General features: G+C 54.3%; 15 protein-coding genes. 6 read left to right on the top strand and 9 right to left on the bottom strand.

Annotated elements, in window-relative coordinates:
• The first annotated feature begins 381 nt into the window (after positions 1 to 381).
• From ABLU80_RS00915 to ABLU80_RS00890, 6 genes are all read left to right on the top strand, one after another.
• Positions 382 to 609 carry a hypothetical protein gene (locus ABLU80_RS00915; RefSeq protein WP_047037406.1) on the top strand — a complete coding sequence of 76 codons (228 nt, stop codon included), beginning with the start codon at positions 382 to 384 and terminating at the stop codon, positions 607 to 609.
• Between the two features lie 137 nt (positions 610 to 746).
• Positions 747 to 2,507, top strand: a complete 1,761-nt coding sequence (gene ycaO, locus ABLU80_RS00910; protein WP_015367476.1) for a 30S ribosomal protein S12 methylthiotransferase accessory factor YcaO — start codon at positions 747 to 749, stop codon at positions 2,505 to 2,507.
• A 380-nt stretch (positions 2,508 to 2,887) separates the two neighbouring features.
• Entirely contained in the window at positions 2,888 to 3,745 is an 858-nt protein-coding gene (gene focA, locus ABLU80_RS00905) for a formate transporter FocA (protein WP_015367477.1), read from the top strand.
• A gap of 51 nt (positions 3,746 to 3,796) precedes the next feature.
• On the top strand, positions 3,797 to 6,079 hold the full coding sequence (pflB, locus tag ABLU80_RS00900) for a formate C-acetyltransferase (RefSeq protein WP_015367478.1): 2,283 nt from the start codon (positions 3,797 to 3,799) through the stop codon (positions 6,077 to 6,079).
• A gap of 191 nt (positions 6,080 to 6,270) precedes the next feature.
• Positions 6,271 to 7,011 (top strand): pyruvate formate lyase 1-activating protein, encoded by a 741-nt coding sequence (gene pflA / locus ABLU80_RS00895; protein ID WP_015367479.1) that lies wholly within the window; start codon positions 6,271 to 6,273, stop codon positions 7,009 to 7,011.
• Positions 7,012 to 7,084: 73 nt separating this feature from the next.
• Positions 7,085 to 7,876: a hypothetical protein gene (locus ABLU80_RS00890; RefSeq protein ID WP_348849594.1), complete on the top strand. Its 792-nt coding sequence runs from the start codon at positions 7,085 to 7,087 to the stop codon at positions 7,874 to 7,876.
• Positions 7,877 to 7,939: 63 nt separating this feature from the next.
• On the opposite strand, the gene ABLU80_RS00885 is transcribed toward ABLU80_RS00890, so the two are convergent.
• The 9 genes from ABLU80_RS00885 to lrp all read right to left on the bottom strand — a co-directional run bounded on the left by ABLU80_RS00885 (position 7,940) and on the right by lrp (position 21,668).
• The gene (locus ABLU80_RS00885; RefSeq protein WP_015367480.1) at positions 7,940 to 9,088 is read right to left on the bottom strand and encodes an MFS transporter; all 1,149 of its coding nucleotides are present in this window, start codon (positions 9,086 to 9,088) and stop codon (positions 7,940 to 7,942) included.
• A gap of 273 nt (positions 9,089 to 9,361) precedes the next feature.
• Complete coding sequence (locus ABLU80_RS00880; RefSeq protein WP_015367481.1) at positions 9,362 to 10,225, bottom strand: dimethyl sulfoxide reductase anchor subunit family protein; 864 nt, start codon at positions 10,223 to 10,225, stop codon at positions 9,362 to 9,364.
• A 1-nt stretch (position 10,226) separates the two neighbouring features.
• A complete protein-coding gene (locus ABLU80_RS00875) occupies positions 10,227 to 10,844 on the bottom strand; it encodes a DMSO/selenate family reductase complex B subunit (RefSeq protein WP_015367482.1) in 618 nt (205 codons plus the stop codon).
• A 10-nt stretch (positions 10,845 to 10,854) separates the two neighbouring features.
• Positions 10,855 to 13,293: a dimethylsulfoxide reductase subunit A gene (gene dmsA, locus ABLU80_RS00870; protein WP_348849593.1), complete on the bottom strand. Its 2,439-nt coding sequence runs from the start codon at positions 13,291 to 13,293 to the stop codon at positions 10,855 to 10,857.
• A gap of 194 nt (positions 13,294 to 13,487) precedes the next feature.
• Positions 13,488 to 14,780 (bottom strand): serine--tRNA ligase, encoded by a 1,293-nt coding sequence (gene serS / locus ABLU80_RS00865; RefSeq protein WP_015704878.1) that lies wholly within the window; start codon positions 14,778 to 14,780, stop codon positions 13,488 to 13,490.
• A gap of 92 nt (positions 14,781 to 14,872) precedes the next feature.
• Positions 14,873 to 16,216 (bottom strand): replication-associated recombination protein RarA, encoded by a 1,344-nt coding sequence (gene rarA, locus ABLU80_RS00860; RefSeq protein ID WP_015367485.1) that lies wholly within the window; start codon positions 16,214 to 16,216, stop codon positions 14,873 to 14,875.
• An 8-nt stretch (positions 16,217 to 16,224) separates the two neighbouring features.
• Positions 16,225 to 16,836, bottom strand: coding sequence for an outer membrane lipoprotein chaperone LolA (gene lolA, locus ABLU80_RS00855; protein ID WP_015367486.1), 612 nt, complete (start codon positions 16,834 to 16,836; stop codon positions 16,225 to 16,227).
• Between the two features lie 122 nt (positions 16,837 to 16,958).
• Positions 16,959 to 21,038 carry a DNA translocase FtsK gene (ftsK, locus tag ABLU80_RS00850; protein WP_348849592.1) on the bottom strand — a complete coding sequence of 1,360 codons (4,080 nt, stop codon included), beginning with the start codon at positions 21,036 to 21,038 and terminating at the stop codon, positions 16,959 to 16,961.
• A 135-nt stretch (positions 21,039 to 21,173) separates the two neighbouring features.
• A complete protein-coding gene (lrp, locus tag ABLU80_RS00845) occupies positions 21,174 to 21,668 on the bottom strand; it encodes a leucine-responsive transcriptional regulator Lrp (protein WP_000228469.1) in 495 nt (164 codons plus the stop codon).
• Between the last annotated feature and the right edge of the window lie 198 nt (positions 21,669 to 21,866).

Here is a 21,866-nt window from a genome sequence, read left to right as displayed (position 1 = left end):
ATCGGTTTTATCATTCAGTGACACACACCGCAACGAGTAAAACTAAGCGGCCCATAAATGAGGCCATCGTCACACAAAAGAATCAACCAGCTTGACGTCATTAAACCGACATAATTGCTGCAAGAGAATCGCTTTTTAGCCTGCGTTCCGTCACCCATTCCGGATTTTGACCCACGGCATAAATAGTTATCCACTACATTCACAGGTAACGATCTCGCCATAGCGCAATCCGTCAACTCATTTAATACTTGAATATTATCTTAATTCTTCATGAATTATGTTTCCGCGAGAGCATCGCCATTTACCGCTGCATTTCCAGATCATTAAAATTTTTAAGCCAGCCGATGATGGCTGGCATTCATCACTTTTAAAGGAATATTTATGCGTGAATTAACCTATAACGAAATGTCAGATGTCAGCGGCGGTTTCGGCCTGTTATCCATCCCGGCAGCCGTTGGTTTGCTGGTCAGCATCCCAACGATTGTGTTTGGCGCGATTACCGGTCCGTACACGTTAGGAACGGGCTTCGCCGTGATGGCCGCGGGTATTGTTGGCACGAGTCTTGCTGGCGCGGCAATGATTGTCAGTATCCTCACACCGATACTGTAACTTTCTATGGCATGTGGATTTTCTCCTCATGCCATTTATCGCTCTTCTCTTTTTATCCGTTAGCGCGGCGAACGACATAGCCACTTACCTGCAAAACCCGTATCATTGCCCATCCTGCCAACTATAAACGAATTGCTATGACCCAGACATTTATCCCCGGCAAAGATGCCGCCCTGGAAGATTCCATCGCTCGCTTCCAGCAGAAACTGCTCGACCTCGGATTTGATATTGAAGAGGCCTCGTGGCTGAATCCGGTTCCACACGTGTGGTCCGTTCACATTCGCGATAAAGAGTGTGCGCTGTGCTTTACCAATGGTAAAGGCGCGACGAAAAAGGCGGCGCTGGCATCCGCGCTGGGCGAATATTTTGAGCGTCTGTCCACCAACTACTTCTTCGCGGACTTCTGGTTAGGCGAAACCATCGCCAACGGTCCATTTGTTCATTATCCGAACGAAAAGTGGTTCCCGTTGACCGAAGATGATGAAGTACCGGAAGGCCTGCTGGATGCCCGCCTGCGCGCCTTTTACGATCCGGACGATCAGCTGACCGCAAGCATGCTCGTGGATTTGCAATCCGGTAATGACGAGCGCGGCGTTTGCGGCCTGCCGTTTACCCGTCAATCCGACGGCGAAACCGTTTATATTCCGATGAATATCGTCGGCAACCTATATGTCTCCAACGGCATGTCAGCGGGCAATACCCCGAATGAAGCGCGCGTACAGGGCTTGTCTGAAGTCTTTGAGCGTCACATTAAAAACCGCATCATAGCAGAAAGCATCAGCCTGCCGGAGATCCCGGCTGAGGTAATGGCGCGCTATCCGGGCGTCGTTGAATCTATCGCTAAACTTGAAGCTGAAGGTTTCCCGATCTTCGCTTACGATGGCTCATTGGGCGGCAAATACCCGGTTATTTGCGTGGTTCTGTTTAACCCGGCTAACGGCACCTGCTTCGCCTCTTTCGGCGCCCATCCGGATTTCGGCGTGGCGCTGGAGCGTACCGTCACCGAACTGCTACAGGGCCGCAGCCTGAAAGACCTCGACGTCTTTACCCCGCCGACCTTTGATGACGAAGAAGTCGCCGAGCACGCCAACCTGGAAACTCACTTCATTGATTCCAGCGGCCTGATCTCCTGGGATATGTTCAAACAGGATGCCGACTATCCGTTTGTAGACTGGAATTTCTCCGGCACGACTGAAGAAGAGTTCGCCACCCTGATGGCTATCTTCAAAGCAGAAGATAAAGAAGTCTATATCGCCGACTACGAACATCTGAGCGTCTATGCCTGCCGAATCATCGTTCCAGGGATGTCCGATATTTATCCGGCGGAAGACCTGTGGCTTGCAAACAACAGCATGGGCGCGCATCTGCGCGACACTATTCTCTCCCTGCCGGGTAGCGAGTGGGAAAAAGAAGATTATCTGGCGCTTATTGAGCAAATGGACGACGAAGGTCTTGATGACTTCACGCGCGTACGCGAGCTGTTAGGACTGGCAACCGGCAAAGACAACGGCTGGTATACCCTGCGCATCGGCGAGCTAAAAGCGATGCTGGCGTTGGCCGGCGGCGACCTGGATCAGGCGTTGATTTGGACGGAGTGGACCATGGAATTCAATGCCTCCATCTTCAGCCCTGAGCGCGCCAACTATTATCGTTGCCTGCAAACGTTGCTGCTGCTTAGCCAGGAAGAAGAACGCCAGCCGTTACAGTATCTGAATGCCTTCATCCGTATGTATGGCGCGGATGCAGTAGAAGCCGCGAGCGCCGCTCTGAGCGGCGAAGCGCCGTTCTATGGCCTGCAGGCGGTCGATAGCGATCTGCACGCTTTCCCGGCGCATCAATCTTTACTGAAGGCCTACGAAAAGCTACAACGTGCAAAAGCGGCCTTCTGGGCCAAATAACCCTTTATAGGTAAAAAATAACGTACGGAGCCGACAGCGGCTCCGTTTTCTTATGATTTTTGCCAAAACCATGCCATTTTGTAGCCCATGAGTTAACTTTAAGTAAAAAATAATATTTGGTGATATTTAGATTGTTAATTTTAATAAAAATACTCCATTCTAATTAACCGTAATCAATGGTCACCCATGGAAATTTTCAACATTATTTATAAATATTAAAATTTAGTTTTTTATTAAAAATCAAAAAGATAAATCAATAACAGGCTAATTCCACACGCAAAATGGGCCTATGACTCCGGTAGGATATGATCTACATCAAATTCCCTTCTATAATGCTTTGTTAGTATCACACCGCCAACTTATATAAAGAGAGAGTTAGTGTGAAAGCTGACAACCCTTTTGATCTTTTACTCCCTGCCGCGATGGCGAAAGTCGCCGAAGAAGCAGGTGTCTATAAAGCGACGAAACATCCGCTGAAGACGTTTTATCTGGCGATTACCGCCGGTGTCTTCATCTCCATCGCTTTTGTGTTTTATATCACGGCGACCACCGGTACTGCCGCAATGCCATTCGGGATTGCCAAACTTATCGGCGGGGTATGCTTCTCACTAGGTCTGATTCTTTGCGTTATCTGCGGTGCTGACCTTTTTACCTCTACCGTACTGATCGTCGTGGCGAAAGCCAGCGGGCGTATTACCTGGGGTCAGCTGGCAAAAAACTGGCTTAACGTCTATGTTGGAAACCTCATCGGCGCACTGCTATTCGTATTATTAATGTGGTTATCCGGCGAGTATATGACGGCCAACGGCGGCTGGGGCTTAAATGTTCTGCAAACTGCAGATCACAAAATGCACCATACGTTTATTGAAGCCGTCTGCCTGGGTATCCTGGCGAACCTGATGGTTTGTCTGGCTGTCTGGATGAGTTACTCCGGCCGCAGCCTGATGGACAAAGCGATGATCATGGTGTTGCCGGTTGCGATGTTTGTCGCCAGCGGCTTTGAACACAGCATCGCTAATATGTTTATGATCCCGATGGGTATCGTAATTCGCAACTTTGCAAGCCCGGAATTCTGGACCGCTATCGGTTCAACTCCGGAGAGTTTTTCTCACTTAACCGTTATGAACTTCATCACTGATAACCTGATTCCAGTCACTATCGGAAACATCATCGGCGGTGGTTTGTTGGTTGGGTTGACATACTGGGTCATTTACCTGCGTGGCGACGATCATCATTAATGGTTGTCTCAGGCAGTAAATAAAAAATCCACTTAAGAAGGTAGGTGTTACATGTCCGAGCTTAATGAAAAGTTAGCCACAGCCTGGGAAGGTTTTGCGAAAGGTGACTGGCAGAACGAAGTCAACGTACGTGACTTTATCCAGAAAAACTACACCCCATATGAAGGTGACGAATCCTTCCTGGCTGGCGCAACTGATGCGACCACCAAGCTGTGGGACAGCGTAATGGAAGGCGTTAAACAGGAAAACCGCACTCACGCGCCTGTTGATTTCGACACTTCCCTCGCATCCACCATCACTTCTCACGACGCGGGCTACATCGAGAAAGCGCTCGAGAAAATCGTTGGTCTGCAAACCGAAGCTCCGCTGAAACGTGCGATTATCCCGTTCGGCGGTATCAAAATGGTTGAAGGTTCCTGCAAAGCGTACAATCGCGAACTGGACCCGATGCTGAAAAAAATCTTCACCGAGTACCGTAAAACTCACAACCAGGGCGTTTTCGACGTTTATACCCCGGACATCCTGCGCTGCCGTAAATCCGGCGTGCTGACCGGTCTGCCGGATGCTTACGGCCGTGGTCGTATCATCGGTGACTATCGTCGCGTTGCGCTGTACGGTATCGACTTCCTGATGAAAGACAAATTCGCCCAGTTCAACTCGCTGCAGGCGAAACTGGAAAGCGGCGAAGATCTGGAAGCAACCATCCGTCTGCGTGAAGAAATTGCTGAACAGCATCGCGCGCTGGGTCAGATCAAAGAGATGGCGGCTAAATATGGCTACGACATCTCCGGTCCGGCGACTACCGCTCAGGAAGCTATTCAGTGGACCTACTTCGGTTACCTGGCCGCCGTTAAATCTCAGAACGGCGCGGCAATGTCCTTCGGTCGTACTTCCAGCTTCCTGGATATCTACATCGAACGTGACCTGCAGGCGGGTAAAATCACCGAGCAAGACGCGCAGGAAATGGTTGACCACCTGGTCATGAAACTGCGTATGGTTCGCTTCCTGCGTACCCCGGAATATGATGAACTGTTCTCCGGCGACCCGATTTGGGCAACGGAATCTATCGGTGGTATGGGCGTTGACGGCCGTACTCTGGTAACCAAAAACAGCTTCCGCTTCCTGAACACCCTGTACACCATGGGGCCGTCTCCGGAGCCGAACATCACTATCCTGTGGTCTGAAAAACTGCCGCTGAGCTTTAAGAAATTCGCCGCTAAAGTATCCATCGATACCTCTTCTCTGCAGTACGAGAACGATGACCTGATGCGCCCGGACTTCAACAACGACGATTACGCTATCGCATGCTGCGTAAGCCCGATGATTGTTGGTAAACAAATGCAGTTCTTCGGCGCTCGCGCTAACCTCGCGAAAACCATGCTGTATGCTATCAACGGCGGCGTTGATGAAAAACTGAAAATGCAGGTTGGTCCGAAATCTGAACCGATCAAAGGCGACGTCCTGAACTTCGACGAAGTTATGGAGCGCATGGATCACTTCATGGACTGGCTGGCTAAACAGTACGTCACCGCGCTGAACATCATTCATTACATGCACGACAAGTACAGCTACGAAGCCTCTCTGATGGCGCTGCACGACCGTGACGTTATCCGCACCATGGCGTGTGGTATCGCAGGTCTGTCCGTTGCTGCTGACTCCCTGTCTGCTATCAAATATGCGAAAGTTAAACCGATTCGTGATGAAGACGGTCTGGCTGTTGACTTCGAAATCGAAGGCGAATACCCGCAGTTTGGTAACAACGATGCTCGCGTCGATGACATGGCCGTTGACCTGGTTGAACGTTTCATGAAGAAAATTCAGAAACTGCATACCTACCGCAACGCTATCCCGACTCAGTCCGTTCTGACCATCACCTCTAACGTCGTGTATGGTAAGAAAACCGGTAACACCCCAGATGGTCGTCGCGCTGGCGCGCCGTTCGGACCAGGTGCTAACCCGATGCACGGCCGTGACCAGAAAGGCGCTGTAGCCTCTCTGACTTCCGTTGCTAAACTGCCGTTTGCTTACGCTAAAGATGGTATCTCTTACACCTTCTCTATCGTGCCGAACGCGCTGGGTAAAGATGACGAAGTTCGTAAGACCAACCTGGCGGGCCTGATGGATGGTTACTTCCACCACGAAGCGTCCATCGAAGGTGGTCAGCACCTGAACGTGAACGTCATGAACCGCGAAATGCTGCTCGACGCGATGGAAAACCCGGAAAAATATCCGCAGCTGACCATCCGTGTATCTGGCTACGCAGTACGTTTTAACTCCCTGACTAAAGAACAGCAGCAGGATGTTATTACCCGTACCTTCACTCAGACCATGTAATTCCCTGTCTGACTGAAAAAGCGTACAATAAAGGCCCCACATCAGTGGGGCCTTTTTAACACGTGATTCCCTGCCCCAGCCTGCTTTGCCAGTTATCTATACTTTGGGTACCTGTCAAAACAGACTTAACACAGCCGGTTTGAGCTGTGCATCACAGGCCCTGGAGGGCCGAACCCGGAGATATCACCGCAATGTCAACTATTGGTCGTATTCACTCCTTTGAATCCTGTGGCACCGTCGATGGCCCAGGCATCCGCTTTATTACCTTCTTCCAGGGCTGCCTGATGCGCTGCCTTTACTGCCATAACCGCGACACCTGGGATACCCATGGCGGTAAAGAAATCACCGTTGAAGAATTGATGAAAGAAGTGGTGACCTATCGCCACTTTATGAATGCTTCCGGCGGTGGCGTCACCGCCTCCGGCGGCGAGGCGATCCTGCAGGCTGAATTTGTCCGCGACTGGTTCCGCGCCTGTAAAAAAGAAGGTATCCACACCTGCCTGGATACCAACGGCTTCGTACGTCGCTACGATCCGGTGATTGACGAGCTGCTGGAAGTCACCGATCTGGTGATGCTTGACCTTAAACAGATGAACGATGAAATCCACCAGAACCTGGTCGGCGTTTCTAACCATCGAACGCTGGAGTTCGCACAGTATCTGTCGAAGAAAGGGATTAACGTGTGGATCCGCTACGTGGTGGTTCCCGGCTGGTCTGATGATGACGATTCCGCACATCGTCTGGGTGAGTTTACCCGCGATATGGGTAACGTCGAGAAAATCGAACTCCTGCCCTACCATGAGCTGGGTAAACACAAATGGGTGGCAATGGGCGAAGAGTACAAACTTGACGGCGTACACCCACCGAAGAAAGAGACCATGGAGCGGGTAAAAGGCATCCTGGAGCAATATGGTCATAAAGTGATGTACTAAATTTCAATCAAACGGCTGCCTGGTGAGGCAGCCGTTTTGCTTTTATCACAGGGAAAAAAGAGGAAAGGAAGCAATGCGATTACTGATTTCAGGGCTGATATTATTCATGATCCAAGGCGCTTATGCGGCCGACAGCTGCAATATTGATGCGATTATCAAGCAGGCCTGGCCCGATGCTCAATCGACAGCTCAGGGGGTCGTCACGCCGGGCAAGCAACTGATCAAAACACAAAATGAATCGCCTTTTAGCGCCATTTGTCGTATCTGGCCGGCGCATCCAGAGCTTACGCTGGCTGCCGTTCCACTCATGGAACTGGAACAACACGATTATGACCACACTGCCGATTTGGAACTGCTGGTGCTTGATACCGCGACCCTCGCGGTTAAGCAACGTTTACATCTTCCCGAACGCATGAACGATGACGCGTTCTATATCAGCGACCTTGCAATTGATACCGCACGCTGGAAGATAGCCCCAGGGCAGACCGCATTTGGCGTGCGTATACAGAAAAGGGGAAGCTCCCGCGTCAACCCCATGTATGAAGAGGCGCTGTGGCTTTACACCATCGATCGTGGCCAGCTGCGCATGGTACTGGATGGCATTGTGCTACAAGACAACGGTGGAGAGTGGGATGGCAACTGCGCCGGGGAGTTTAATGATATTAAACGCACGCTGGCAATAGACGCCGCAAAACATCACGGCTTTAGCGATATAAAAGTCAGCGAAAAAAATACCGCCTCAACGTCCTGGCTGAACGACAGTGACGAATGCACATCGAAAGACACTCTGACGCAAGCATCCTGGACGCTGCAATATGATGGTCAGCAATATCGCGTTCCGGCTAAGTTACGCCCAATACCGTAGCGATATTGTTATACTCACCATAGCAGGCCTCGATGGGGTAACCCCATTGAGGCTTAAAGGATATCAGGCGTGTGCCACCGGCGTCGGGTGATGTCCGGCTTTGCGCAGCAGGGTCAGCAGATAGATAAACGATACGCTGGCGATCATGATAAACAGCAGATTATCCGAGAAGTTCTGCATCAACATCGCCGTCAGGGTCGGCCCCAGCAGGCTGCCGATGGTATAGCTCATCAGCAGCGCCTGGTTCATCGCCACCAGTTGATGGTGTTCAACCTTCTCGCAGGCCCAGGCCATCGCCACCGGATACAGAGTAAAACCGGATGCGCCGAGCACAAAAAGCGCTGGCGCCATTGCCGCCTGGCTCAGCATCGCCAGACAGCCCAGAATCACCACAAAGACCTGTACGCGCAGCACCAGCAGGCGGCCATAGCGGTCAGCCAGACGCCCGACCGGCCACTGCCCGAGAATGCCTGCGCTAACCATCACCGCCATCCAGAAACCAATACCCGAATCGCTGACGCCCTGATGATTTAGCCACAGCGGCATCAGGCCGTACAGTGAACCAAGCACGATGCCGGAGATGATGCAGCCATTCACACCGTGACGTGCCTGACGCAGTTTCAGCATCGGCCAGATACGTACCGTTTCATGCGGCTCGTCGGCCTGGCTCATAATACGTGTAAACATCAGCGGCAGGATCGCCGCCAGCGCCAGGCCGGTAACCCACGGCAGCACGCTCATTAAATCGGTCGGTAATTTGCTGACCATCAGTTGGCCCAATACAGTACCGATGTAATAGACCATCATGTACGCCGCCAGCAGTCGACCGCGGCTGCGGGAAGTACCGCTGCACACCAGTGCGCTTTCGACCACCACCCAAATCATTGCACAGCCCACGCCGGCGATAAAACGCCAGCTCAGCCATGTCCAGAAGCCGAGTGTGATACCCAGACCAACGCAGCCGACAGCAAAAATTAATGACGCCAGATAATAGCTACGGTTAAACCCCAGACGTTTAATGACCCAGCCGGCAAATAGTGTTCCCACCAGATTACCGGTGAAATAAGAAGAGCCGACCATCCCAACCTGCCAGGTTGGCATATTTTCATGGGCGAGCCACAGCGGGACAAGCGTATTTAAAACCGCGATTGCCAGCGTCAACAGAAGCAGGCCACAGAGCAGCATTTGCACTGGGCGAGTGTAGATGGTCATGGGTATTAACCGTGAGGAAGTTCAGATTTCGTGCGCATCATGCCACTGCTGTAAACATTGTCAATCCGCCAGAATTCAGGCCTGACGCGGTTTTCAGGGCAACGATAGAAGTTTTTTATCCAGCGGAACGGCAACGGAATTATTCTTTATATTATTCCATTGTTTTTATTAATTTATTGGAAAACTATAGTGGGAATTTCAGTAGAAAAATTTCATGAATCAACCGCATTTTTTAATCACGCCGGAATAGGCTTCCGGCGTGATTTCACGTTATTAACTGGCGATAGCCATACCGACGGTCATATGCAGACCATAGAATACGCCGCGGCCAATCATCTCGCCGACCAGCACCAGCACAAACGCCAACCCCAGCAGCGGCAATGCGGGTTGATAACCTTTAAGCTGCGGTACAATCCAGCAGACCAACGCCAGCACTAACGCGACCGTCCGCCATGCCATTAAGGAACCATAATTCGGCACCAGCGCCGAGGCCTGTTGGATTGAACTATGGATCGTCGCCAACTCGCTGCCCTGAATCAGCGCGACGGTCACGCTAATCACCAACGCCACCAGCATGATCACCGGCAATAAACGCATCGCCCAACCGTCCACACCCGCGACACGCAGCAGCAGGTAACCCAACAGCGGCCCGCCGATAAACAGGGTCAGGAAGAAGTTGAGCGGTGTCCAGATGGTGTACCAGGTGGGTACGGTATCGATAGTGTTATATACGCGGATCATCATCCAGACAAAGATGACGCCGAGGATCATGGTGACGACCAGCCACAGATTACGCAGCCCAGACGGAAGTTTATTTACCACCGCCAGCAGCCAGCCAATCCCGCCGACGGCGAAGAAAAGCGCGCCGCTGGCTATTTCATTGCTTAACGAGGATGCGCCAACGCGGTTCAGCGAATTAAACGCGCGCATTGGCGAACCAAGGTGCATGGTGGAGGCGATAAAACCGATCCCCATTAACACCCATAGCCCAAACATGCTCATTATCACCCGCCGCTGCTGCTCGCGCGAAAGTTCGCCCTTCATCAACGCCAGCGCGAGAACGATAAAGCCCCCGGCGACGCATTGACCGAAGACCGTGAAAATCATCAGCGGCCATTCATGCCATCCATTTCCCATTTTAGACCTCCTTCGGATTGGCCAGATAGCCGGTAGTATCGCCGCACGGACGGCTGTTGGCGTTTGGTTTTATCACAATGCTCGGCCTGGTGAAGTGCGCCGACGGCAGCGGCGCCACGGCGGCCAGTTGGCCGTGCTTTTCACGCAGTTCGGCAATCGGCCCGAAGTCCAGCGCCCGCAGCGGGCAGGACTCGACGCAAATCGGTTTCTTGCCTTGTGCGACGCGTTCGTGACAGCCGTCGCATTTGGTCATATGCCCTTTAGCGGCGTTGTACTGCGGCGCGCCATACGGGCAGGCCATATGGCAGTAGCGACAGCCAATGCACACCTCTTCATTGACCACCACAAAACCATCTTCGCGCTTGTGCATCGCCCCGCTCGGACAGACCTTGGTGCACGCCGGGTCTTCACAGTGGTTACAGGCGATGGAAAGGTAGTAGGCAAAAACGTTCTGATTCCAGACGCCGTTGTCCTCCTGCCAGTCGCCGCCTGCATATTCATAGATACGACGGAAGCTGACGTCCGGCGTCAGGTTCTTGTAGTCTTTACAGGCCAGCTCGCAGGTTTTGCAACCGGTGCAACGGGCGGAATCGATAAAAAATCCATACTGAGTTGTCATCGGTTACTCCTTACAGCTTTTCAACCTGGACGAGGTTGGTATGCGATGGGTTGCCTTTCGCCAACGGCGACGGACGTTGGGTGGTCAGCACGTTAATGCTGCCGGCCTGATCCACGCGTGAGGCGTCCGGGTTATACCAGGCGCCCTCGCCCAGCGCGACGACGCCCGGCATCATACGTGGCGTCACTTTCGCTTCGATATGGACTTCGCCGCGGTCGTTGAAAATACGAATGCGATCGCCATTGACGATGCCGCGCGTCTTCGCATCGATCGGATTGATCCACATTTCCTGACGGCAGGCTGCCTGCAGGACATCAACGTTGCCATAAGTTGAGTGGACGCGAGACTTGTAGTGGAATCCCGTCAGCTGTAACGGATATTTGGCGGACAACGGATCGTTGTAATTTTCAAACCCAGGAGTGTAGATCGGCAGCGGATCGATGACATCGCCTTCCGGCAGCTCCCAGGTCGCGGCGATTTTAGCGAGCTCCTGGGAATAGATCTCGATTTTGCCCGATGGCGTGGTCAGCGGGTTGGCCTGCGGATCTTCACGGAAGGCTTTATACGCCACATGATGACCTTGCGGGTCACGCTGCTTGAAGATGCCCTGCTGGCGGAAAGTATCGAAATCCGGAAGTTCGGGAATCGCTTTACGCGACTGCTCATACAAATAACGCATCCAGCCTTCCTGAGTGCGGCCTTCGGTAAACTTCTCCGCCACCCCCATACGTTTCGCCAACTCGGTGGTCATCTCATAGATGGTTTTGCATTCGAAACGCGGTTTGATAGCCTGGTCGGCAAAGATCACGTAGGACATATTGCCGCAGGAGGCGTCCAGCGCGAAGTCCATCTGCTCAGAGGCGGTACAGTCCGGCAGCAGAATATCGGCGTATTTCGCAGACGACGTCATGTGGCAGTCGATTACCACGATCATTTCGCACTTCTTATCGTCCTGCAGGATTTCGTGGGTGCGGTTGATCTCGGAGTGCTGGTTGATAAGGCAGTTACCCGCGTAGTTCCAGATCATCTTGATCGGCACGTCGAGCTTATCTTTGCCGCGTACGCCATCACGCAGCGCGGTCATTTCCGGACCACGTTCAATCGCATCGGTCCACATAAACATAGAGATGCTGGTCTCAACCGGATTTTCCAGCGTCGGCATACGTTCGAAAGGTAGGCTATATGAACCTTCACGCGCGCCGCTATTGCCGCCGTTAATCCCTACGTTGCCGGTCAGAATGGCGAGCATGGAGATGGCGCGGGTGGCGATTTCGCCGTTGGCGTGACGCTGAGGTCCCCACCCCTGGCTGATATACGCCGGTTTCGCCGTCGCTATCTCGCGAGCCAGTTTCACGATGCGCTCACGCGGGATCCCGGTAATGGTGGATGCCCACTCCGGCGTTTTAGCGATACCGTCGGAACCCTGACCAAGGATGTAAGCTTTATAATGTCCATTAGCCGGCGCATCGGCAGGCAGGGTTTTCTCGTCGTAGCCGACGCAGTATTTATCGAGGAAGGGCTGATCGACCAGATTTTCAGTAATCATCACCCAAGCCAGCGCTGAAATGAGCGCCGCGTCGGTTCCCGGTCGAATCGGGATCCATTCATCTTCACGCCCGGCGCCGGTGTCGGTATAACGCGGATCGATAATGATCATGCGGGCATTGGATTTCTGCCGCGCCTGCTCAAGGTAGTAAGTCACCCCGCCGCCGCTCATGCGCGTTTCGCCAGGGTTATTGCCAAACAGCACCACCAACTGACTGTTTTCGATATCCGACGGGCTATTGCCATCGGCCCAACCGCCATAGGTGTAATTCAAACCAGCCGCAATCTGCGCCGATGAATAGTCGCCATAATGATTGAGATAGCCGCCGCAGCAGTTCATCAGACGTGCAATCAGCGTTTTTCCTGGCGGCCAGGAACGAGTCAGAGTCCCGCCGAGCGTACCGGTTCCGTAGTTCAGATAGATAGATTCGTTGCCATAATCTTTAATCAGGCGCTGCATATTGCTGGCGATAGTGTCGAACGCCTCTTCCCAGCTAATTTGTTCGAATTTTCCCTCACCGCGTTTGCCGATGCGCTTCATCGGATATTTCAGCCGGTCAGGGTTATAGACACGGCGGCGCATAGAGCGGCCTCGCAGACAGGCGCGAACCTGATGCAGACCGTCGTAGTTATCATCGCCGGTATTATCGGTTTCTACGTACTTAATCGCACCATCAACCACGTGCATGCGCAGCGGACAGCGGCTGCCGCAGTTTACTGTGCAGGCGCTCCAGACCACTTTCTCACTCACTGGCGCCAGCGTATCAGCGGCGTGCGCAATACGCGTGAAGGGCAAGGTCAATGCGTTGCTGGCCATCGCCAGGCCGCCTATCGCCGTGGTTTTCATTAAACCACGTCGGCTAACTTCGGCAGCCAGTAAAGCATCGGGGGCTTTGATTTTCATAGATACTCGCTTTGGTTGCTCACAATAAGCTGACAATCGTTATATAATTTTATATATATCGGATTTTATTGGCTTTTTATGCTGTATTAATCCAAAGGGAGTATCACCGGATTCACTGAATGGATTATTGCCCGGTATCAATAAGGGTATAAAAAAAGCGCCCGCAGGCGCTTTTAAGGAAAGAGCAGAAAAGATTAACCGATATATTCGAGGCCACGCATATACGGGCGCAGAACTTCCGGGATCTCGATACGGCCATCGGCCTGCTGATAGTTTTCCATCACCGCAACCAGCGTACGGCCAACAGCCAGACCAGAACCATTCAGGGTATGAACGAGACGAGTCTTTTTGTCGGACTTGCTGCGGCAACGCGCCTGCATACGACGTGCCTGGAAATCCCAGACGTTGGAGCAGGAAGAAATTTCGCGATAGGTATCCTGCGCCGGAACCCACACTTCGAGGTCATAGGTTTTACAGGCGCTGAAGCCCATATCGCCGGTGCACAGCGCCACCTTACGGTACGGCAGACCCAGCAGTTGCAGAACCTTCTCAGCGTGGCCGGTCATCTCTTCCAGCGCCGCCATGGAGTCTTCCGGACGTACAATCTGCACCATTTCAACTTTGTCGAACTGGTGCATACGGATCAGACCGCGAGTATCACGACCATAGGAACCCGCTTCAGAACGGAAGCACGGCGTATGGGCGGTCATTTTGATCGGTAGATCGTCTTCGTCGATAATTTCGTCGCGAACCAGGTTGGTCAACGGCACTTCGGCAGTCGGAATCAACGCGTAGTTGCTGCTATCGGCTTCTTCTTCCAACGGACGAGTATGGAACAGGTCGCCAGCGAATTTCGGCAACTGGCCAGTACCGTACAGCGTGTCCTGGTTCACCAGATAAGGAACATAGTTCTCGCTATAGCCGTGCTGTTCGGTGTGCAGATCCAGCATAAACTGCGCCAGCGCGCGGTGAAGGCGAGCCAGCTGGCCTTTCATCACCACGAAACGGGAACCGGTCAGCTTAACGGCGGCGGCGAAATCCAGCCCCCCATGCATTTCACCCAGCGTCACGTGGTCGCGCACCTCGAAATCGAACTGGCGCGGCGTACCCCAGCGGCTGACTTCAACGTTGTCGTTTTCGTCACGTCCCACCGGCACGTCATCGTGAGGAATATTCGGGATCGCCAGCGCGATATCGCGAATTTCCGCCAGCAGCGTTTCCAGCTCGGACTTCGCGGCATCCAGCTGTTCGCCAAGCTTGTTCACTTCCAGGCGTAATGGCTCGATATCTTCCCCGCGCGCTTTCGCCTGGCCAATGGATTTCGATCGGGAGTTACGCTCCGCCTGCAGGTTTTCGGTTTGAACCTGCAGAACTTTACGACGCTCTTCAAGAGCGCGCAGTTTATCTACATCCAGCTTAAAGCCCCGGCGTGCCAGTTTTTCTGCGACTGCGTCTGGCTCGGTACGCAGCAGATTGGGATCGAGCATGCTTATCCTGTGCTTATCGAATTTAAATAGGAAAAATGGCCGCAAACTACGGCCACGGAAATAGAGGTAATAACCTTACCGCAACGCCACAATTAGCGGTAGCGTTTTATCTGGCTATTTTGATCCAGTTCGGCAAGCCAGGCGAGCTTTTCAGCGATTTTGCCCTCGAGCCCCCTGTTTGTTGGCTGATAATAGCGCGTTTGCGCCATTTCCTGCGGGAAATACTGCTCGCCAGCGGCGTAGGCGTTAGGTTCATCGTGCGCGTAGCGATACTCCTGGCCATAGCCCATTTCTTTCATGAGTTTGGTCGGCGCATTGCGTAAATGTACCGGCACGTCGTAATCAGGGCGATCGCGGGCATCGGCCAGCGCGGCCTTAAAGGCGGTGTAGACCGCGTTGCTCTTCGGCGCACAGGCCAGATAAACAATCGCCTGAGCGATAGCCCGCTCACCTTCCGCCGGCCCAACGCGAGTAAAACAATCCCACGCGGAAATGGCTACCTGCATGGCGCGAGGATCGGCGTTGCCTACATCCTCAGACGCGATAGCCAGACAACGGCGAGCAACATACAACGGATCGCCGCCTGCGGTAATAATCCGTGCGTACCAGTACAGCGCCGCATCCGGCGCGCTACCGCGCACGGACTTATGTAACGCGGATATAAGATCGTAAAAACGGTCGCCTTTATTATCAAAACGCGCGCTACGCTCGCCGGCAATTTCGGTAAGCAGTTCCGCTTTCAGCACTCGCTTGCCTGAATCGTCGTTTTCAGCCATATCGGCCATCATTTCCAGCGTGTTTAACGCCCGGCGCGCGTCGCCGTTGACCAGCTCGGCAATCGCTTTGCGGGTTTCATCCGGCAGGATAATATCCTGCCCGCCGTAGCCTCGCGCTTTATCGCTCATCGCCTGGTTGAGCACCTGCTCGATATCGTCCGTGGTCAGTGATTTGAGTAAATAGACCCGGGCGCGGGAGAGCAAAGCGGAATTAAGCTCGAATGACGGGTTTTCGGTCGTCGCGCCAATAAAAGTAATGGTGCCGTCTTCGATGTGCGGCAGAAAGGCGTCCTGCTGGCTTTTATTGAAACGATGCACTTCATCAACAAACAGGATAGTGCGTCGACCAGCGTTGCGATTTTGCCGCGCACGTTCGATAGCTTCGCGGATCTCTTTGACGCCAGATGTAACAGCCGAGATACGCTCGACATCAGCATTGGCGTAGCGAGCGATCACTTCCGCAAGGGTAGTTTTACCCGTGCCCGGCGGCCCCCACAGGATCATCGAGTGCAGATGCCCTGCCTCAATCGCCCGCGGCAGCGGTTTACCCGGCGCCAGCAGGTGCTGCTGGCCAATGTACTGCGCTAAATTTTCTGGCCGCATACGGGCGGCCAGAGGTTGAAATGCATTATCGGAAAAATCGAGCGAAAAGTTGCTCACATTCGCCTCTACTTACGTTGATCGTCCACCGTCACCCCTTGCGGCGGCGTAAAAGTGAACTTAGATGCGTCGACGGCGCCATTCTGCTGCGACTTCAGCTGATAGCTGCTGCGCTGGTCGTCTTGCTCAACGGCGCTGAACTGATGGATAGTACCGTCACGGCCCACATTGATTGTGAACTGCTTGAGGTTGCCGTTACCGCTTTTCGGCGTCAGCACAAAATCATCGCCGTTTTGTTTGATGTTGTATTGCTGCCAGTCCGCTGACTGGTTGCGGGCGATCAGCATGAACGGCGTGTTGCTGGTCGCGTTTTTCAGCCAGGTCGCGGTTGCCTGCTCCACAAACGGATTATAGAACCACAGCGTTTTCCCATCCGATACCAGAATACTTTCATCCGGCTGGGTCATATGCCAGTTGAACAGATTCGGGCGTTTCACCCACAAATCGCCCTGCCCGTCCTGCACGGCATTACCGCTTGCGTCGGTCACTTTCTGAGTGAAGCTGGCATGGAAGCTGCTGACTTTATCCAGACGGCTTTTTAAGTCGCCGGCAGCGTCTGCCCAAACCTGGCTTACCACGAAGCCAGACAATAATGCACAGGTGATGGCAAGTTTCTTCATTGTTGATCCTTATTGTGCGTCACTCCCGACGCGGGAGCCTGTTCTGTCCCTACTGTAGAGCCGTTGAGAGCAACGGAATAGCAGAACAGGCTGATTTTGCGCTTATTTACCGAACTTTGCACTTACTCGAAGGGCGGCGGCGCCAGGACTTCACGGTTACCGTTATGGCCCTGCTCGCTGACGATCCCCTGAGCTTCCATCTGCTCAATGATACGCGCCGCGCGGTTATAACCGATACGGAACTGACGCTGCACCCCCGAGATCGAGGCTTTGCGCTTCTCGGTTACGAAGTTGACCGCCTGATCGAACAGCGGATCCAGCTCTTCCCCGCCATCAAAGCCGCCACCACCGCCTTCGCTTTCGCTATCAGAGGTAATACCGTCAACATACTGCGGACGACCGCGCGCTTTCCAGTCCTGCACCACGGCGTGTACTTCCTGGTCACGGACAAACGCGCCATGGACGCGAACCGGCATCGTGGAGTTCGGCCCGGAATAAAGCATATCACCCATGCCCAGCAGCGATTCTGCGCCCCCCTGGTCAAGGATGGTACGCGAGTCAATCTTGCTCGATACGGTGAAGGCGATACGCGTCGGAATGTTGGCCTTGATAAGACCGGTAATCACGTCAACCGACGGACGCTGGGTCGCCAGCACCAGGTGAATGCCAGCCGCGCGCGCTTTCTGCGCCAGACGCGCAATCAGTTCTTCCACCTTCTTACCGACGGTCATCATCAGATCGGCGAATTCATCCACCAGCACCACGATGTACGGCAGTTTTTCCAGCACCGGATGCACGGCGTCCATACTGTCGCCCGGTTTCCAGTAAGGATCCGGGATCGGGCGTCCCATGCGTGCGGCCTCAGCGATCTTCTCGTTGTAGCCCGCCAGATTACGCACGCCCAGCGCCGACATCAGCTTATAACGGCGCTCCATTTCATTGACGCTCCAGCGCAGCGCATTGGCGGCGTCTTTCATGTCGGTGACCACTTCCGTCAGCAGATGCGGGATACCTTCGTACACCGACAGCTCAAGCATTTTCGGGTCGATCATGATGAAACGAACGTCTTCCGGCTGCGCCTTATAGAGCATGCTGAGGATCATGGCGTTCACGCCGACCGATTTACCAGAACCAGTGGTACCGGCAACCAGCAGATGCGGCATTTTCGCCAGATCGGCCACCACCGGATCGCCGGCGATATCTTTGCCCAGCACCACGGTAAGCGGCGATGGGTTCTCGCGGAATTTCGGACAATCGAGCACTTCGCGCAGGTATACGGTCTGGCGTTTTTTGTTCGGTAATTCCAGGCCAACGTAAGGTTTACCCGGAATAACTTCCACCACACGCACCGCCACGGTCGACAGCGAACGCGCAAGGTCGCGCGACAGGTTAGAGATACGCGCGGCCTTCACCCCCGGCGCGAGGTTCAGCTCGAAACGAGTGATCACCGGACCCGGCGAGTAGTTCACCACATCCGCTTTAATGCGGAAATCGGCGAGACGCGCTTCAACCAGACGCGCCATCTGCTCAAGCGCAAAGGTATCAACAGGTTCAACTTCACTCGGCGGCGGCGTCAAGAGATCCAGCGACGGCAGCGGCGTTGTTGGTCTTTGCAGTGGACGGCTGTCGCCATTACGCATCAGTAGCGGATGAATAAGGCTATCCTGAGGCGACGGCGCGGGCTGCTGATAAGACTGCTGAGCAACCGGCTGTTGTTGCTGCATTGGCTGCTGCGCAGGCTGGTAAGCCTGCGGCTGCGGCGCTACCGGCTGATGGTGTACGGGCGGCTGCGCAGGTTGATAACCCTGCTGTGGCGCGGCTGCCGGTTGTTGATAATGCTGAGCCGGTTGCTGGGGCTGCACTTCCGGCGTCGGCGTAAACAACGGCTCGCTTGGACCATCATTGACCAGCGTTTTCATCGGCGAGAACTCATAGTCCGCCGGTGAGAAGGGATTGGCTCCCGGCGGCTGCTCGCTGGCATAGCGCTGCTGCTGGGTCGCGGCAAACTGACGCGCCAGTTCGGCTTCAGCGGCAGCGTCTTCGTCCTGCTCATCGCTTTCGGATTCCCAGGACTCGCCATAGCGCTGTTGCTGGGTAGCGGCAAACTGACGCGCCAGCTCGTCCTGTTCCAGCGCATCGGCTTCTTCGTCACTCAGCGGCTCATTATCGTAATGATGTTCAAGCTCGGCCCGACGCGCGCGCTCTTCAGCAATACGCTGAGACGGCAGCTTAATGCCATAGGAAGCAAGCTCCCGACGCGTCGGCACACGGACGCGATTCGGACGCGGCAATTTCGGACCAATGCCTTCTTTTACCTGTACCCGCGGGCCGCTGGATGCCGGGCTGAAAACTGGCGCTGCGTCAGCGGCGGTTGACGCCACTGAGGCGGCTGCGGCTGCGCTGCCAGAAGTGGTGGCCTGATGAACGCCTGCAGCGACGGCCGTCACGGCGGCGGCATCAACTGACGGTTTGGATGGGGCAGCCGGGGTGGTGATCGGTTTAGTCGCCACCGGGCTCGCCGGTTCAGGGATTGGCTGATACCAGGATTCCAGCAACTCACGCTCGCGCGCGCGCTTCTCTTCTACTTCCTCGAAGTAGTACATCGGCGGGCGTTTAGTTTCTTCCTGAGGAGCCTCAGGCTCAGCGGCTGGCGCCGGTTCCTGATGATAAACAGGTTGTTGAACAGCCGGTTCAGGCTGGTATATCGGCTGCTGCGGATGCGCGGCTTCCGGCTGGTAAACCGGTGGCTGCTGCGGCGCATACTCAGGCTGATACACAGGCTGCTGTGGATGCGCGGCTTCCGGCTGGTAAACCGGCGGCTGCTGCGGCGCATACTGAGGCTGATACGCCGGCTGCTGTGGATGCACGGCTTCCGGCTGATAAACCGGCGGCTGCTGCGGCGCATACTCAGGCTGATACGCTGGCTGCTGTGGATGCGCGGCTTCCGGCTGGTAAACCGGCGGCTGCTGCGGCGCGTATTCCGGCTGATACACTGGCTGCTGTGGATGCGTGGCTTCCGGCTGGTAAACCGGCGGCTGCTGCGGCGCATACTCAGGCTGATACGCCGGCTGCTGAGGATGCGCGGCTTCCGGTTGATAAACCGGCGGCTGCTGCGGCGCATATTCAGGCTGATACACCGGTGGTTGCAGATGAGCGGCCTCCGGTTGGTATGCCTGCCCTGTCCCCTGCTCCGCCCATGCCTGCGGCGCAACGACAGCGGCGGAGGCGGCGCCGATCGGGTCGGCCACCGTATGGCCATTCAGTAGCGGATCGTAAGGGTCTAAATCGCCAGGACGCGCGGCGCTGGCGCCTGAGAACAGGACATCATCCGCAGCGACAGGCGCGCCGCTGGCGCTGTATTGAACTGCTTCCGCATCATCCATACGTTTACCGGAGAACAGCGCGGCATCGGTTTTACGCCCCATCGGGTTGGCGAACTTTTCCGCCAGACGCTTACGACGCGCTAGCGCGCTGCGTAAGATGCGGGCGCGACGCGATTCCCGCGGCTGTGCGGTATCGTCGTCTTCTTCATCTTCATATTCATCATCTTCATATTCCCCTTCATCAACCCAGGTATCGTCCCGACGGGTACGATTACTGGCAAAGGTCAGAATAGAAAGGATTGCGCCGCCGAGTTTCTCGGCAATGCTGACCCATGACCAGCCGGTAAACAGCGTTAAACCCGCGGCCCAGATACAAAGCAAGGCGATAGTGCCGCCGCTGCTGTGCAGCAAGGGTTGTAAGGTGGTGCTAAGCAGGCTGCCAATGACGCCGCCGGAGGCAAAGTACCAGATATCGTCGGCGTTAATTGCCGCCAGGCCGCAGGAGGTGAGGATCAGCGCCAGCGCGCCGATCAGGCGCAACGAAACAGCGAAGTAATCGACATACTCGTCATTTTCCTGATGACGCCATGCAAACCAGCAGCCGCCGATGATAATCACGGGGATGGTGTAGGCCATTACGCCAAAGATGAAAAATAACGTGTCCGCCAGCCACGCGCCGGGCATGCCGCCCAGATTATGGATAGGCTCATGCCAGGCGGTCTGTGACCAACTGGGATCGGATGGATTAAAGCTCAGTAATGCCGCCATCAGCCAGATGGCAAAAAGAGAGCAAAGGATGAGTAACGCCTCAAGAACGCGGCGCCCGCTGCTTAGCTTCGTTAGTTTGACTTCTTTGTCTTCGGTGTATTCCTGGCTCAAGAAAGGCTCTCCAGGTATCAGGCAATTTCCTGCCTGCTGCTAAAACGGACAACAGCGCCGGGTCTCCCCGGCACTGTTGCTGTATGGATTAACAGGAGTGTAATCAAACTACGTCGATTTTGCACCTGTTCCGTGTTAGCGCGTCTTGATTACCAGACGATTACTCTGCTTGACTTCTTCCATAACCACGTAGGTACGGGTGTCGTTTACGCCCGGCAGGCGCAGCAGGGTTTCGCCCAGCAATTTACGATACGCTGACATGTCCGGTACGCGGGTTTTCAACAGATAGTCAAAATCACCGGATACCAAGTGACACTCTTGAATTTCTTCAAGTTTTTGTACTGCGGCGTTAAATTGCTCAAACACATCCGGCGCACCACGATTCAGAGTAATCTCAACAAATACCAGAAGTGATGCATCCAGATAATGCGGGTTGAGCAGCGCCGTATAGCCCTGAATAAAACCCTGTCTTTCCAGTCGACGCACGCGCTCAAGGCAAGGCGTCGGAGAAAGTCCCACCCGTTTGGAAAGCTCGACGTTGGAAATACGCCCGTCTTTTTGCAGTTCATTCAGAATGTTACGATCGATGCGGTCGAGATCTTTGCCAGGGCGTTTCTTGCTATCTACCATTATTATTGTCTCTCTGTATTCCTTCCCTACTCCTGTTCTGACTCTGCGCCTTCACTGCCAGAGCCCATCCCGTTATTACCCGTACGACGTTGAGTAACCCAGGGGTACGTGAGAAGCCCGTTGCCTGATGGCAGTCACCGACATCACGCATGGCGTCTGTCCACACCATGCGTAGATTTCGCTGACCCGGATAAAAAT

Source organism: Klebsiella sp. CN_Kp104, from assembly GCF_040064515.1.
Lineage (GTDB): Bacteria > Pseudomonadota > Gammaproteobacteria > Enterobacterales > Enterobacteriaceae > Klebsiella > Klebsiella aerogenes.
Note: the sequence above shows the minus strand (reverse complement) of the source record. Positions and strands in the feature narration are given on the sequence as shown.

What these genes read in the sequence shown, in the direction of transcription:
- ABLU80_RS00915 (WP_047037406.1), top strand. Translation starts at nt 382, where the DNA reads ATGCGTGAATTAACCTATAACGAAATGTCAGATGTCAGCGGCGGTTTC.
- ycaO (WP_015367476.1), top strand. Translation starts at nt 747, where the DNA reads ATGACCCAGACATTTATCCCCGGCAAAGATGCCGCCCTGGAAGATTCC.
- pflB (WP_015367478.1), top strand. Translation starts at nt 3,797, where the DNA reads ATGTCCGAGCTTAATGAAAAGTTAGCCACAGCCTGGGAAGGTTTTGCG.
- pflA (WP_015367479.1), top strand. Translation starts at nt 6,271, where the DNA reads ATGTCAACTATTGGTCGTATTCACTCCTTTGAATCCTGTGGCACCGTC.
- ABLU80_RS00890 (WP_348849594.1), top strand. Translation starts at nt 7,085, where the DNA reads ATGCGATTACTGATTTCAGGGCTGATATTATTCATGATCCAAGGCGCT.
- ABLU80_RS00885 (WP_015367480.1), bottom strand. Translation starts at nt 9,088, where the DNA reads ATGACCATCTACACTCGCCCAGTGCAAATGCTGCTCTGTGGCCTGCTT.
- ABLU80_RS00880 (WP_015367481.1), bottom strand. Translation starts at nt 10,225, where the DNA reads ATGGGAAATGGATGGCATGAATGGCCGCTGATGATTTTCACGGTCTTC.
- ABLU80_RS00875 (WP_015367482.1), bottom strand. Translation starts at nt 10,844, where the DNA reads ATGACAACTCAGTATGGATTTTTTATCGATTCCGCCCGTTGCACCGGT.
- dmsA (WP_348849593.1), bottom strand. Translation starts at nt 13,293, where the DNA reads ATGAAAATCAAAGCCCCCGATGCTTTACTGGCTGCCGAAGTTAGCCGA.
- serS (WP_015704878.1), bottom strand. Translation starts at nt 14,780, where the DNA reads ATGCTCGATCCCAATCTGCTGCGTACCGAGCCAGACGCAGTCGCAGAA.
- lolA (WP_015367486.1), bottom strand. Translation starts at nt 16,836, where the DNA reads ATGAAGAAACTTGCCATCACCTGTGCATTATTGTCTGGCTTCGTGGTA.
- lrp (WP_000228469.1), bottom strand. Translation starts at nt 21,668, where the DNA reads ATGGTAGATAGCAAGAAACGCCCTGGCAAAGATCTCGACCGCATCGAT.